Origin of the sequence: Herbaspirillum sp. B65 (genome assembly GCF_000333555.1) — a bacterium.
Classification (GTDB): domain Bacteria; phylum Pseudomonadota; class Gammaproteobacteria; order Burkholderiales; family Burkholderiaceae_D; genus Herbaspirillum; species Herbaspirillum rubrisubalbicans.
Map to the genome: position 1 here is coordinate 1 of NZ_BADI01000976.1, position 14,122 is coordinate 14,122.

Below are 14,122 nucleotides of genomic sequence, written 5' to 3' on the forward strand. Positions count from 1 at the left end.
AGCCCTGGACAAGCTCAGCACGCCCCTTCTACGCCGGCGCNGACTCCGGTCGTCGGCGCCGCCTCCTCGCTGAGCGGCGCGCGCATCCTGGTGGCCGAGGATACCGAGATCAACCGGCAACTGTTGCGCATCCTGCTGGCGCGCCGTGGCTGCATCCTGCAAGAAGTGGAAAACGGCCAACTGGCGCTGGAAGCGGTTCGCAGCGGTAGCTACGATCTGATCCTGATGGATTGCATGATGCCCATCATGGACGGCTACCAGGCCACGACCGCCATCCGTGCCCTGGAGCGTGAGCAGGGCCGCCCCCGCACGCCCATCGTCGCCTTGACCGCCAGCGCCATCGAAGGTGATCGGCAGCGCTGCCTGGATGCCGGCATGGACGACTACCTCAGCAAACCCTTCACCCAGGTCGGCTTGATGAATACCGTGGAAAAATGGCTACAAAAAGCCTGATTCAGGAAAATCCCTAGGGAAATAAAACAACTGCTTAAATTGTTTTATTTGATTTATTTGCTGAGTATCCCTATGATGACTCCTAAGCGCATCACATCACCGAATTGCGCACCACGATCAGGGGGGAGTCGTCATCATGAAATGGTTCTACGATCTTAAGATCGCCCACAAGCTCAATGCCGCCTTCCTGGTGGTGCTGCTGTTCCTGGTCGGGCTGGGTGGCATGTCCATCCTGCAACTGGCGCAGGTCAACCAGAGCGCCACCGATATCGCCCGCAACTGGCTGCCCAGCATCAATAGCCTTTCTGCCATCAGCCTGGCACTGGCACGCTCACGCAGCTTCGACATGCAGCAACTGCTCACCGACGACAAGAAGGAAGAGCAAGCTTCCCGCGAGCGCGCCAGCAAGCAGATGGATATCCTGCTCAAGGAAATGAGCATCTACGGCGGTTTGGCATCAGAACCGCGCGAGAAAGAGCTGTTCGTTGAGATCCAGCGCAACGTCGCCGACTACAAGAGCGCTCACGAACGCATGGAAAAACTCTTCGTGGAAGGCCAGAAACCGGCCGCCTACGCGGTGATGCAGAGCGCGTCCACCCCGGTCTATCGCAAGCTGCAGGACCAGATCAATGAAGCCACGGAAGTCAACAAGAAGGGCGCCATGGCCTCCGACGACCAGGCCAACCAGGTCTACCAGCGCGCCCGCCTGGCCATCGTCGTCCTCATCGCCTGCTGCATGACCCTGGCACTGCTGCTGTCCTGGTGGATCGCCCGCCTGGTGGCCCGCCCGCTGAGCAACGCCGTAGACATTGCCCGCCAGGTAGCCGCCGGCGACCTGCGCTCCCATATTCCGGCCAACACCGGTAAGGATGAAACCGGCCAGTTGCTCGATGCGCTCAGGCAGATGAACGACAACCTGCGCAATATCGTGCAAGAAGTGCGCATCGGCACCGACACCATCTCTACCGCCTCGGCCGAGATCGCCACCGGCAACATGGATCTGTCCTCGCGCACCGAACAGCAGGCCGGCGCACTGGAAGAGACCGCCTCGGCCATGGAAGAATTGATGTCGACGGTGAAGCAGAATGCCGACAATGCCAAGCAAGCCAGCCAGCTCGCGGTCTCGGCCTCGGAAGTCGCCAGTCAGGGTGGCGAAGTGGTGGGCAAGGTGGTCAACACCATGGAGGGCATCAACACTTCCTCGCGCAAGATCGTCGACATCATCAGCGTCATCGATGGCATTGCGTTCCAGACCAATATCCTGGCCCTGAACGCTGCGGTCGAGGCCGCGCGTGCCGGTGAGCAGGGACGTGGTTTTGCAGTGGTGGCCTCGGAGGTGCGCAACCTGGCGCAACGCAGCGCCACGGCGGCCAAGGAGATCACCGAACTGATCAATGATTCGGTGGCGCAGATCGAGCAGGGCAGCAGTCTGGTCGAGCAGGCCGGGCAGACGATGGAAAACGTGGTCAGCAGTGTGAAGCGAGTGACCGATGTGGTGGCCGAGATCTCGTATGCAAGCCAGGAACAGAGCAACGGCATCAGCCAGATCAATGTCTCGATTACGCACATGGATGAAGCCACGCAGCAGAACGCGGCTCTCGTGGAGGAAGCCGCCGCTGCTGCGAACGCCATGACGGAACAGGCCAGTGCGCTGTCGGGGCTGGTATCGACCTTCAAGCTCGATGCATCGGTGACGCCTTCCATCACCATGGCGGCCGTGGAGCGCCCGCGAAAGACATTCACGGGCAAGGCACTGGCACTGAAGTAGGATGCTTGCGTAAGACAGCTACATCAGACCTATGATTGCGCCCGCTTATTGCGGGCGCTTTTTTTTCGTCTCGACTTCCGGGAATGTGACCGCTTCTTGCACTGATGCGCGCGCCAAGCGCATCCCGATGGCTTGCCGTGCCGCATCCTTGGCGCAAATTTAGCGCCTTCAGTCAGGCAAGCGTCAGCCAATGCGCTGAAATCTACTTTATGATTTTTTCACGATAGGTGGCCCTCAACATAACGATACGTATCACGCGATACAGGAGACCAGCATGACTGCCACGGCTGCAAGTGCTTCCCGGCGCAAGACTTCGTTGACCGAAATGACCATCCGGCTGTTCGAGCGCATGATCCCTGATCCCTTTGTCCTGGCGATCCTGATCACGGCCCTGGTGACCTTGCTGGCGTTTCTCTTTGCCCCCCATGCCACGCTGGCACACGTCATCGGCGGTTGGTACAAGGGCTATTTCGACATCCTGACCTTTGCCTTCCAGATCACCCTGATCCTGGTGACCGGCCACGCCTTTGCCCATGCGCCACCGGTACAGCGTTGCTTCAAGGCCCTCGTTGGCCTGGCCAATACGCCAGCGCAAGCGGCCGCGCTGACCTTTCTTTCGGTGGCCGTGGCGTCGTTCTTCAACTGGGGTTTTGGCCTGGTCGTGAGCGCCTTGCTGGCGCGCGAGGTGGCCAAGCGGATGCGTGTGGATTTCGCCTGGATCGTGGCGGCGGGGTATTCGGGTTGGGTGGTCTGGGCGACGGGGGTTTCGAGTTCGATCGCCTTGGCCCAATCCACCCCGGGCAGCGCCATGAATATTGTCGAAAAACTGACCGGACAGGTGCTGCCATTCGGTAGCACCGTCTTCACTCGCTTCAATATCATCCCGACCGTGATCATGCTGGTGGTCATGCCCGTGGTGCTGGCCTGGCTCAAACCGAATGATGAACAGGCCTCGGTGCTGGACATCGAAAAAAATCCCGACGCCCCGATCCGTCAGAAACCCACGGGCAAGCTCAGTTTCGCCGCCTGGATCGAGCATTCCTGGATCGGCAGCGCCTTCATCGGCCTGGTCGGCATCGGCTTGCTGGTACTGAGCCAATTCCAGCACATCGCTTTTTCCGGCGTCAATGCCGTGATCTTCGTGATGTTCATCGCCGGTGTATTGCTGCATGGCTATCCGCTGGCCTATGCAGACGCCATCAAGAATGCCGCCAAGCAGACCGGTTCGATGATGCTGCAATACCCGCTCTATGGCGGCATCATGGGCATCATGGATGCCACCGGCTTGCCGGATGTGATCTCTCATTTCTTCATCGCCATTTCGAATGCGCATACCTTGCCCTTCTGGAGTTACGTATGCTCATTGATCGTGACCTTTTTCATTCCCAGCGGCGGTGGTCATTGGGCGGTGCAGGGCCCCTTCGTGGTGCCGGCCGCAGTGGCCTTGCACGCGTCGGTACCGGCCACCACCATGGCCGTAGCCATGGGTGAGCAGGTATCGAACATGTTGCAGCCGTTCTGGGCTGCGCCGGTGGTGGCCATGGCAGGCATTGGGGTGCAGCGTGTGCTGGGCTATACCGCCACGACATTTCTGGTGGGAGCGGTGGTCTATGGAGCGGCCTTGTTGCTGCTGGTGTGAGCGGACCATCATTGGATTGGACTGAAAGGGACGACGAAATTGCAGTTTATTTTTTCAACGAAGAGGCTTGGGTATATTGTCCGCTTGCTGTTTCTCTACATGATCTGCGCCGTATTTTCCTGGGCCCAGGCTCAGGACCGGCGTGCGGTTTCAGAGCCGCAATTGCCGACCCAGGCCTGCGCGACGTTGTCTCCTTTGTTTCCATCTTCCCTCGGACAGGAGACGGCACGACTGCAACAGGCGATCGATCAATGTCCCGCTGGCCAAGCGGTGCATCTGATCGTGGGTGGGCAGGGCGGGCGCTTTGAAACCGCGCCTCTGACCATGAAGTCGGGTGTCACCCTCTGGCTCGACAAAGGGACGGTGCTGGCGGCTACCACCAATGCACTGGCCTATGACCGCAATGGGCACTGCGGTAGCATCGACCGCAAAGGTAACGGCTGTCGTCCTTTTATCTTCTTCAATGGCACGCATGACGCCGGCATCATGGGCGAGGGCGTCATTGACGGCCAAGGCGGAGAGCTGATGGCAGGCACGAACGAAACCTGGTGGCAGCTTGCCCGCCGCGCCCAGCGTGAATCGGGAAAGCAGAATAATCCGCGTCTGATACAGGTCGACCATGCAAGCAACCTGGTGTTCTACAAAGTCACCCTACGCAACTCGGCCAACTTCCATCTGGCGCTGAACCATGTGCAGGGCGTGACGATCTGGGGCGTGACCATCGATGCTCCGGCACAGGCGCGCAATACCGATGGCATCGATCCGTCGGCGGCCGAAGATGTCACCATCGCTCACAGCTTCATCCGTACAGGCGACGACAACATAGCGATCAAGGCCGGAAATGGTGCGACCCGCTACCTCTCTATCCTCGATGATCACTTGTATTGGGGGCATGGGCTGTCGATAGGCAGCGAAACCGTGGATGGCGTGAGCGACGTGCTGGTACGTAACGTCACCATCGACGGTGCGGTTTCCGGCTTGCGCATCAAGGGCAACTCCAGTCGCGGAGGCGAGGTTAGGAAAATACGCTACGACACCATCTGCCTGCGCGGCAATGTGCGTCCTATCGACTTTGATACCCACTATGGAGATGAGGCAGGTGGCGAGAATATTCCGGTGTATCGGGAAATTCTCTTGAAGGACGTCAGCGGAAGTGGTGGCGCGCTGGTGGTGCATGGCTATGACGCCAACCACTTGCTGGACATCGCCTTGGACGATGTCCGCTTTGATACGGACGCACGATGGCAAGTCAGCTATGCCAATCTTTCCGTGCTCAAGGGCGGTGCGTATCCTCTTCCGTCGGCGTCTGTTGCTTCGGCCACGACTGCTCCGGTCGGGGATTGCAGATTGCATTGGCTGGCGTTCCCGTCTGCCTCGTGAACTTTTCCGAGCAGCGCAAGCTTGGCCATGCTGCTGTGCGATCAGGGGAAGGTCATGTCCAGACCGAGCATCTTGCTGACAATATCGGTGACGATCCAAAGGCCCAGCAGCAATAGCAGGAAGACTAGTGCCACCAAGCCGCTGGTGCGCAGCACCGCGCGCGTGTCCATCATCTGCTTGCCCTTGTCCTTCTTTCCTTGGTCGTAATGCCACTTGATGGCGAAGAACATACCCGTGATGAACACGAGCAGCTTGAACGTCACGAAGATGATAGGGACCCAATCGATCATTTTGAGTATTTCCGTTTGCTGGGAGAGACAAAAAAATCCGATAACACTTCAGTTGCCTGAGCGCTATCGGATACAACCACATCAAACCCATTGCCAATCGGGGTGCCCAGCAATGCCGCACCAGCTACAAGTCTGAAAATAGTCAAGGTGTGTCACTGTCCCTGTAACACTTGTGCATGAATTTTAACTAGGCCATGTAGGGAAAGTCCAGAAGACAAGATCCATACAAGATGAACTTGCTCTTCCAAGCCGGGTGGACAATACCCGCGAAGGCGACAAGGACAGCGTTCAGGTCGCGGGCTATTGTCCTACGCCGAAGGAGCTAGAAGGATTCCCACTCTTCTTTTTTGTCTTCCTTGATGCTGGCGGGCAGGGCGCGTGGTTCCGGGCTGGCGGCGATGGCAGTCGGCGGTGCGGACTGCGGCTGAGTGCCCGCTGGCCCTGCTCATGCGCACCCGCCCGCCGGTGCAGGACAGCAGTGCAGCGACGCCCCGCCCCGGCGGCGGCCCGCGGCCCTTCGGCCTGGCACCGGGCTCCGCGCAACTGCTGCTGTGCGTGGCCGGAGTCGCCTGTTGCGTAGCCATGGCCATGCCCCAGGTCCACATCGTGGCCTACTGCGGCGACCTCGGCTACGGCCCGGCGCGCGGTGCCCAGATGCTCTCGCTGATGCTGGCCTGTGGCGTGGTCAGCCGCCTGGTCTCCGGGGCCATCTGCGACCGCATCGGCGGCCTGCGCACGCTGCTGCTGGGCTCGGTCCTGCAGGGCCTGTCACTGCTGCTGTTCATCCCCTTCGACAGCCTGGCCTCGCTGTACCTGATCTCGGCGCTGTTCGGCCTGTTCCAGGGCGGTATCGTGCCGTCCTACGCCATCATCGTGCGCGAGTATTTCCCTGCCGCCGAAGCTGGGCAGCGGGTGGGCGCGGTCATCATGGCCACCATGTTCGGCATGGCGCTGGGCGGCTGGATGTCGGGCAAGATCTTTGACCTGACCGGCTCCTACCATGCCGCCTTTGCCAACGGCATTGCCTGGAACCTGCTGAACCTGAGCATCGCGGTGCTGCTGCTCACCCGGGCGCGACGCCTGCATCTGCGCACGGCCTGAATCGTCGCGCCCAGGCCGGCAGTGCGGTCGTGGTTGGCAGCGTAGCGGCTTTCGGCTACGCTGCCGGGTCACACCCTCAATGCCGTTTTTTTCGATTGCGCCATGCTCATCCTCTTTCTCAAGGCCGTCCTGCTGATCCCGGTCACGCTGCTGCCCATCCTCAATCCCCTGGGCATCGCGCCGGTGTTCGCCAACCTCCTGGGCAATGTCAGCCGCAGCACCGAAAAGCGCATCGCGCGCCAGGTCGCCATCAATTGCTGGTTCATGCTGGTGGCAGCGATCTTCATCGGCTCGCACGTGCTGACCTTCTTTGGCATCTCGCTGCCCATCGTGCGGGTGGGCGGTGGCCTGCTGGTGGCGGTGTCGGGCTGGAAGCTGTTGAACGACAATAGCCAGGACAGCGCCATTCCCACCCAGGTGGCCAAGTCCTATGACGAAGACCTGCCCGATGAAGAAATCAAGGCGCGCAGCTTCTATCCGATGAGCTTCCCCTTGACCGTCGGCCCTGGCACCATTGCCGCCTCCATCACCCTGGGCGCCAACACGCCCACGCGTCTGCTGGACTGGGTCATTTCGGTAGGTAGCGCCGCCCTGGGCGCTGCACTGACCGCGCTGGTGATCTTCCTTTGCTACAACTATGCGCACAAGCTGGTCAACCTGATGGGCCGCCTGGGCACCATGGTGGTGCTGCGGCTGTCGGCCTTCATCCTGCTGTGTATCGGGATCCAGATCTTCTGGTCGGGCATGGCGGCCTTGCTGGCCGAGGCGGGGATCAGCGGCGTGGCGCCGTGAGGGAAGAAAAACTAAGAATCGCGAATCCGAAGTGTTAGTTTTCGTAAGGCAAGCACTAACTACTTCAACCAACCCAGCTCATCCAAGGCATCCTGCACCAGCTCCAGCCGCAGCAGCGGATTGTCCAGCGCGAGCAGGCTTTGCTTGAGGTTCACGGAAATGGGCATCATCTCGGCCCAGCGGTTGGCGACCCAGCCGCAGTCATCCAGCCGGTAAGGCGCGGCGATGGGCACTTCGCTGTCCGGCAAGCCCTGGCGCAGCACCGATTGCAGCAGGTTCTCCAGCGCTTGCGCCGTGTTGCGCAATTCCTCCGGGATGCTCACGGCGTGGTCGTCCTCCATCATTTCCACCTGGGCCGTCCACAGCCCGTGCTTTTGCTGCTCGGCCTGCAGGATGCGAAAACGTTCACTGCCGAGACAGGCAATGCGCATCAGGCCGGGGGAGGGCGTGCTCCATTCCTGGATGCGCGCCACCGTGCCCACCCCGACGAAGCGCTCGGTCTGGCCGGGCCGCCGCACTTCCGATCCATCCGTCAGGGCCACCACGCCAAAGCTGCTGCCCTCGGCGATGCACTTGCGGATCATGTCCAGGTAGCGCACCTCGAAGATCTGCAGCGGTAGCCGCCCTTGCGGAAAGAGCGTGCTGGCCAGCGGGAACAGCGGGATGGTCTGGGCCGAGATCGGCGGGCGCGGAGTGGCGGGGGCAGCAGGCATGATTACTCCTCAAGGAAGTCACTCATGAACGCAGCGCATAGCGGTTCTCGGCCACGCATTCATAGCGCTGCACGATGTAGCCATTGTCGTCCACGCTTTCGAGATAGACGTCGAACTGCCACAACCGCGCCATGTGGCGCAGCACCTCGTTGGTGCTGTCGCCCAGCGAGCGGCCATCGCTGCGGAAGTGGCGCAGCGTCAGGCTGCGATTGCCGCGCGTGTTGACCGACCAGACCTGGATATTGGGTTCGCGATGGTTGATGTCGTACTGCCGCGAGAGCGCCTGGCGCACGTACTGGAAGCCGCGCTCATTGTGGATGGCCGAGACTTCGATCTCGCTGCGCGCCTCATCGTCCAGCACAGCGAACATGCGCATGTCGCGCATGAGCTTGGGCGAGAGATATTGCGCAATGAAGCTCTCATCCTTGTAGTTGCGCATCACGTGCTGCAGGGTATCGAGCCAGTTGCTGCCGGCAATGTCGGGGAACCACTCGCGGTCTTCGTCGCTGGGGTGTTCGCAGATGCGGCGGATGTCGCTCATCATCGAGAAACCCAGGGCATACGGATTGATGCCGTTGTAATAGGGTTTGGTAATGGGCGGCTGGAACACCACGTTGCTATGCGAATGCAGGAATTCCATCATGAAGCCATCGGTCAGGCGGCCCTGGTCGTAGAGCGTATTCAACAGCGTGTAATGCCAGAAGGTGGCCCAGCCTTCGTTCATCACCTGGGTCTGGCGCTGCGGATAGAAGTACTGGCCGACCTTGCGCACGATGCGGATGACCTCGCGTTCCCACGGTTCCAGCAGGGGCGCATTCTTCTCGGCGAAATACAGCAGGTTCTCCTGTGGCTCCGACGGGAAGCGGCCTTCCACGGCGGCGGTCGCCGTTTCCTTCTTGGCCGGCAGGGTGCGCCACAGCTCGTTGACCTGCGACTGCATATAGGCTTCGCGTTCGCGCTGGCGCGCCTTTTCCTGCGCCAGCGAGAGACGTTGCGGACGCTTGTAGCGGTCCACGCCGTAGTTCATCAACGCATGGCAAGAGTCCAGCAATTCTTCCACGCGTTCGAAGCCGTGCCGTTCCTCGCACTCGGCGATGTAATTGCGGGCATACACCAGGTAATCGATGATGGCGCTGGCGTCCGTCCACAACTGGAACAGGTAATTGCCCTTGAAGAAGGAGTTGTGGCCGTAGGCGGCGTGGGCGATGACCAGGGCTTGCATGGTCATCGTGTTCTCTTCCATCAGGTAGGCAATGCAGGGGTCCGAGTTGATCACGATCTCGTAGGCCAGGCCCATCTGCCCGCGCTTGTAGTCGCGTTCGGTGAGCATGAAATGCTTGCCGTAGGACCAGTGCCGATAGTTGACCGGCATCCCGTGCGAGGCATAGGCATCCATCATCTGCTCGGCCGAGATGATCTCCAGCTGGATGGGGTAGATGTCCAGCTCGTAACCCTTGGCCACCCTGGCGATTTCCTCGTTGTAGCGCTCGATGAGCTCGAAGCTCCAGTCCGAGGGGCAAGGCAGCGGGTCATGCTTGAAGCGGCTGTTCATGCGTGCACCTGCTTTTCAAAGAGTTCGCGGAAGACCGGGTAGATCTCGGCGGCCGATTGCACCTTCTTCATGGCGAAGTGCGGATGCGACTCGACCAGTTGCAGGTACTCGGTCCACAGGTTCTGTTCCGGCTCGGCCACCTGGATGTAGGCAAAGTAGCGTGTCAGCGGCAGGATGGAGGACTCCAGCAGTTCACGGCACTTGGGGGAGTCGTCGTTCCAGTTGTCGCCATCCGAGGCTTGCGCGCCATAGATGTTCCACTCGCTGGGCGAGTAGCGCTTGGTGATGATGTCGTGCATCAGCTCCAGGGCGCTGGAGACCACCGTGCCGCCGCTTTCCTGCGAATGGAAGAAGGTGTTTTCATCGACTTCATCGGCGCGCGTGTGATGGCGGATGAAGACTACTTCGATGTGCTCGTAGTTACGCGTCAGGAATAGATAGAGCAGGATGAAGAAGCGCTTGGACAGATCCTTGCGTTGCTCATCCATCGAGCCCGACACGTCCATGACGCAGAACATCACGGCGCGACTGGACGGTTGCGGTTGGCGCACCCGGTTCACATAGCGCAGGTCGAAGGGATCGATGAAGGGGATGCGCAGGATGCGCGCGCGCAGATGTTTGACCTCTTCTTCCAGAAGTCTGATATCTGAGCTGTGATCTTCCGGCTGGCGCTTCATTTCGGCCAGCGCTTCCTCGGCGGCATCGAGCTGCCGTTGCAGCGGCCCGCCCAGGGCGATGCGGCGACCCAGCGAAGAGCGCAGCGAGCGCACCACGTCGATGTTGTTGGGCGAACCATCGACCGAATAACCGGCGCGCTGGTTCTTCCAGTTGGGGACCTGCAGCAGGTTGGTTTCCACCAGGCGCGGCAGTTCCAGGTCCTCGAAGAAGTAATGCATGAATTCTTCGCGGGTCAGCTCGAAGGTGAAATCGTCCTGGCCTTCGCCCTCGTTGCTGGCACTGCTGCCGCCGCCGCCACCGCTGCCACCGTTCTGGCGCGGGATACGGTCACCCTGCAGGTAATCCTGGTTGCCCGGATGCACGGCTTCGCGCTTGCCGCCCTTGCCGTGATGGAAGAAGGGCTCCGAGACATCCTTGCGCGGGATGCTGATGCTCTTCGATTTTTCCAGATCGGTAATGCTCCGGTCGCGCACGGCGTCGGCCACCGAACGTTGGATATGTCCCTTGAAGCGCCGCAGGAAGCGCTCCCGATTGGCGATGCTCTTGTTCTTGCCAGCCAGCCTGCGGTCGATGATCTGATGCAGCACTCGGTTCTCCTGCTAGTGGTCGGCGGTGCGCCAGGCGCACGGCGCCGAAGGGTCGCTGCGCGCATCGCCGTGCATGGAGCGGGCGATGCGCAACAGCGGCGCTTACGAGGACTTGCGCACGCGCAGGTACCATTCGCACAGCAGGCGCACCTGCTTGGGCGTGTATCCCTTGCTGACCATGCGATTGACGAAGTCTTCGTGTTTCTGCATTTCTTCGGTGGAACCCTTGGCGTTGAAGGAAATCACCGGCAACAGGTCTTCGGTGTTGGAGAACATCTTCTTCTCGATCACCACGCGCAGTTTTTCATAACTGGTCCACAGCGGATTCTTGCCACCGTTGTTGACGCGCGCACGCAGCACGAAGTTGACGATCTCGTTGCGGAAGTCCTTGGGATTGCTGATGCCGGCCGGCTTCTCGATCTTTTCCAGCTCCGCATTGAGCGCTGCGCGGTCGAAGCTCTCGCCGGTATCGTGATCGCGGTATTCCTGGTCCTGGATCCAGAAGTCGGCATAGGTGACGTAACGGTCGAAGACGTTCTGGCCATATTCCGAATACGACTCCAGATACGCGGTCTGGATTTCCTTGCCGATGAATTCGGCGTAACGCGAGGCCAGCGTGTCCTTCACGAAGGACAGGTATTTCTGTTCGACTTCCTGCGGGAATTGCTCGCGCTCGATCTGCTGTTCCAGCACGTACATCAGGTGCACCGGATTGGCCGCTACCTCGGTGGTATCGAAGTTGAATACGCGCGAGAGGATCTTGAAGGCGAAGCGCGTGGAGATGCCGTTCATGCCTTCATCCACACCAGCATAGTCGCGATACTCCTGGTAGGACTTGGCCTTGGGGTCGGTGTCCTTGAGGTTCTCGCCGTCATAGACCTGCATCTTGGAGAAGAGGCTGGAATTTTCCGGCTCCTTCAGGCGCGTCAGTACCGAGAACTGCGCCATCATCTTCAGCGTGCCGGGGGCGCAGGTGGCCTTGCCCAGTGAAGAACTGCGGATCAGCTTTTCGTAGATCTTGATTTCTTCAGAGACGCGCAGGCAGTAAGGCACCTTGACGATGAAGATGCGGTCCAGCAGCGCTTCATTGTTCTTGTTGTTGCGGAAGGCCTTCCATTCCGATTCGTTGGAGTGGGCCAGGATGACGCCATCGAAGGGGATCGCACCGAAACCTTCGGTGCCCTTGAAGTTGCCTTCCTGGGTGGCCGTCAACAGCGGGTGCAGCACCTTGATGGGGGCCTTGAACATTTCCACGAATTCCAGCAGGCCCTGGTTGGACAGGCACAGGCCGCCCGAATAGCTGTAGGCGTCGGCATCGTCCTGCGAATACTGTTCCAGCTTGCGGATGTCGACCTTGCCCACCAGGGTGGAAATGTCCTGGTTGTTTTCATCGCCCGGCTCGGTCTTGGAAATGCCGATCTGGCGCAGGATGGACGGGTAGCGCTTGACCACGCGGAACTGGCGGATGTCGCCGTTGTACTCGTGCAGGCGCTTGACCGCCCAGGGGCTCAGGATGGGTTTGAGATAACGGCGCGGGATGCCATATTGCTCTTCGAGGATGGGGCCGTCTTCGTCATAGTCGAACAAGCCCAGCGGCGATTCGTTGACCGGCGAGCCCTTGATGGAATAGAAGGGCACTTGCTCCATGAGCTGCTTCAAGCGCTCGGCAATGGAGGACTTGCCGCCACCGACCGGACCCAGCAGATAAAGGATCTGCTTCTTCTCTTCCAGGCCTTGCGCAGCATGGCGGAAATACGAAACAACCTGCTCGATCACTTCTTCCGCGCCATAGAATTCCTTGAAGGCGGGATAGACCTTGATGACCTTGTTGGCGAAGATGCGCGAGAGGCGCGGATCTTCCCGGGTGTCGACCTTTTCGGGCTCGCCGATGGCCATGAGCATTCGTTCGGCAGCCGATGCATAGACCGCCGGGTCGCTCTTGCAAAGATTCAGATACTCTTCAAGCGATAATTCTTCTTCTCTGGTCTTGTCGAACCGGCTTGCAAAGCTGCTGTAGATATCCATACCACCTCCGTCGCTCTCAAAAAAGTACGAAACAGATTCATATGTCTGGACTTGCCATCTGCGGTTATCAAAGAACGCGTCGGTGACTCTGTGTTGCGTCATTGCCGGTGTGTTCTTTGAAAGCCGTAGCATCAACAGCGCGATGTGAAGATTTTTTTAGATCGCGTTTTTATTCTAGTCCTTTTTTTGCTTCTGCTTGATGATCCCTATAGTGCAGCTTTGTTCATCAGAGCCAGATTTTTTTTGCGCTTTCCCGTCTATTGAGGTGATGCTTCGATCTCCTCGCCTGCGCGGGGAGGCCTGAAGAGAATTTCACTTCATGCTCTTTCAATGTGCGGATTGCTTCAGCGGTTGACCTCACGGTGCGCTATTTTCGCGCAGCGTGCCATCATGAAAAACCTGATGGCCGGCGGGAGAAAACAGGCGGACAATGCCTGTGGGGCGGTTGAGCAGACCAGAAAGACTGGTCCTGCCGATGCTGCCGTTCTCCTCCTGCCGGTGCAATTCGCGTGTCCCGCGCACCGATCTCTTTGCTTCATATCCCCTTATAGCTGGAATCGTGCCAGCCATGGTTGACATATTGCAGGGTGCAGCCAAGGTAAAGCATCTTTTTTGTAACCGGAGCGATTGCGCTGCCTCTCTGTTGCTGATCCGCCTCATCCCGACTGGCGTGCAAGGACGTTCAGCGGCGCTGAAAAAAAGCTTTAGATGATTTACGGATTTGTTCATGCGTGGAGCGCATGGGGTGTCCCATTTTCTTGCATCCCCGGAGAGCTTGATGTGACGGCTTATGTTCAATCCCGAATGATGTCCTGCAAGCAACTTCATAGGCTCTGTTTCCGCCCATTTTTGCAATTCCGCCACGCTCCCGGTGCAAACTCGACCGTCAGCCTCCCGGCGTGGGGGGTAAAAGCGCATAAGTCATTGACAGCTAAGTAGAAAATGCAGTCTAATTCAGGGTTCACCATCTGAAGAATTGCGCGCGGTGCCGACGCAGTGCTGTTTCAGTTGTCCACCGGTCGATTACCCAGGTAGCCACCGGGAGGCGGCAGAGGCCAACAGAGTTAATGGTGTCAGCGATGCAGGGGCTGCCGGCTTGGTGGGCGGCAGGGCATCGGTGATGCGGAACAGGCACACCGAAAGC

General features: G+C 59.5%; 11 protein-coding genes and 1 pseudogene. 6 read left to right on the forward strand and 6 right to left on the reverse strand.

What is annotated here, in order from left to right; translation table 11 throughout:
• The first annotated feature begins 90 nt into the window (after nucleotides 1–90).
• The 4 genes from I5W_RS22920 (at nucleotide 91) to I5W_RS22935 (ending at nucleotide 5,240) form a co-directional block, all read left to right on the forward strand.
• Nucleotides 91–453, forward strand: a complete 363-nt coding sequence (locus tag I5W_RS22920; protein ID WP_148289184.1) for a response regulator — start codon at nucleotides 91–93, stop codon at nucleotides 451–453.
• Between the two features lie 136 nt (nucleotides 454–589).
• Nucleotides 590–2,221, forward strand: a complete 1,632-nt coding sequence (locus tag I5W_RS22925; RefSeq protein WP_044530980.1) for a methyl-accepting chemotaxis protein — start codon at nucleotides 590–592, stop codon at nucleotides 2,219–2,221.
• Nucleotides 2,222–2,495: 274 nt separating this feature from the next.
• The gene (locus I5W_RS22930) at nucleotides 2,496–3,860 is read left to right on the forward strand and encodes a short-chain fatty acid transporter (protein WP_044530981.1); all 1,365 of its coding nucleotides are present in this window, start codon (nucleotides 2,496–2,498) and stop codon (nucleotides 3,858–3,860) included.
• 39 nt (nucleotides 3,861–3,899) lie between these two features.
• Entirely contained in the window at nucleotides 3,900–5,240 is a 1,341-nt protein-coding gene (locus I5W_RS22935) for a glycoside hydrolase family 28 protein (protein ID WP_252717183.1), read from the forward strand.
• 41 nt (nucleotides 5,241–5,281) lie between these two features.
• Here the strand turns inward: I5W_RS22935 and I5W_RS22940 are convergent, their stop codons facing one another.
• Entirely contained in the window at nucleotides 5,282–5,530 is a 249-nt protein-coding gene (locus tag I5W_RS22940) for a hypothetical protein (protein ID WP_044530982.1), read from the reverse strand.
• Nucleotides 5,531–5,959: 429 nt separating this feature from the next.
• Here I5W_RS22940 and I5W_RS22945 point away from each other — a divergent pair.
• Both I5W_RS22945 and I5W_RS22950 read left to right on the forward strand, forming a co-directional pair.
• Nucleotides 5,960–6,631, forward strand: a pseudogene (locus I5W_RS22945) (MFS transporter); the annotation flags it as partial.
• Between the two features lie 102 nt (nucleotides 6,632–6,733).
• A complete protein-coding gene (locus tag I5W_RS22950; protein WP_044530983.1) occupies nucleotides 6,734–7,423 on the forward strand; it encodes a MarC family protein in 690 nt (229 codons plus the stop codon).
• A gap of 59 nt (nucleotides 7,424–7,482) precedes the next feature.
• Here I5W_RS22950 and I5W_RS22955 read toward each other — a convergent pair whose 3' ends face one another.
• From I5W_RS22955 to I5W_RS31655, 5 genes are all read right to left on the reverse strand, one after another.
• The gene (locus I5W_RS22955) at nucleotides 7,483–8,136 is read right to left on the reverse strand and encodes an LON peptidase substrate-binding domain-containing protein (protein WP_017449794.1); all 654 of its coding nucleotides are present in this window, start codon (nucleotides 8,134–8,136) and stop codon (nucleotides 7,483–7,485) included.
• Between the two features lie 22 nt (nucleotides 8,137–8,158).
• On the reverse strand, nucleotides 8,159–9,688 hold the full coding sequence (locus I5W_RS22960) for a SpoVR family protein (protein ID WP_044530984.1): 1,530 nt from the start codon (nucleotides 9,686–9,688) through the stop codon (nucleotides 8,159–8,161).
• Nucleotides 9,685–10,953 (reverse strand): YeaH/YhbH family protein, encoded by a 1,269-nt coding sequence (locus I5W_RS22965; RefSeq protein ID WP_044530985.1) that lies wholly within the window; start codon nucleotides 10,951–10,953, stop codon nucleotides 9,685–9,687. Before I5W_RS22965 ends, I5W_RS22960 begins: the two co-directional genes overlap by 4 nt.
• Before the next feature lie 102 nt (nucleotides 10,954–11,055).
• Complete coding sequence (locus I5W_RS22970) at nucleotides 11,056–12,978, reverse strand: PrkA family serine protein kinase (RefSeq protein WP_017449791.1); 1,923 nt, start codon at nucleotides 12,976–12,978, stop codon at nucleotides 11,056–11,058.
• A gap of 357 nt (nucleotides 12,979–13,335) precedes the next feature.
• Nucleotides 13,336–13,806 (reverse strand): hypothetical protein, encoded by a 471-nt coding sequence (locus I5W_RS31655; RefSeq protein WP_148289183.1) that lies wholly within the window; start codon nucleotides 13,804–13,806, stop codon nucleotides 13,336–13,338.
• Nucleotides 13,807–14,122 lie beyond the last annotated feature (316 nt).

Excerpts from the sequence above, each read along its gene's own strand:
- I5W_RS22930 (WP_044530981.1), top strand. The coding sequence starts at position 2,496 with ATGACTGCCACGGCTGCAAGTGCTTCCCGGCGCAAGACTTCGTTGACC.
- I5W_RS22955 (WP_017449794.1), bottom strand. The coding sequence starts at position 8,136 with ATGCCTGCTGCCCCCGCCACTCCGCGCCCGCCGATCTCGGCCCAGACC.
- I5W_RS22925 (WP_044530980.1), top strand. The coding sequence starts at position 590 with ATGAAATGGTTCTACGATCTTAAGATCGCCCACAAGCTCAATGCCGCC.
- I5W_RS22970 (WP_017449791.1), bottom strand. The coding sequence starts at position 12,978 with ATGGATATCTACAGCAGCTTTGCAAGCCGGTTCGACAAGACCAGAGAA.
- I5W_RS22940 (WP_044530982.1), bottom strand. The coding sequence starts at position 5,530 with ATGATCGATTGGGTCCCTATCATCTTCGTGACGTTCAAGCTGCTCGTG.
- I5W_RS31655 (WP_148289183.1), bottom strand. The coding sequence starts at position 13,806 with ATGAAGTTGCTTGCAGGACATCATTCGGGATTGAACATAAGCCGTCAC.
- I5W_RS22950 (WP_044530983.1), top strand. The coding sequence starts at position 6,734 with ATGCTCATCCTCTTTCTCAAGGCCGTCCTGCTGATCCCGGTCACGCTG.
- I5W_RS22960 (WP_044530984.1), bottom strand. The coding sequence starts at position 9,688 with ATGAACAGCCGCTTCAAGCATGACCCGCTGCCTTGCCCCTCGGACTGG.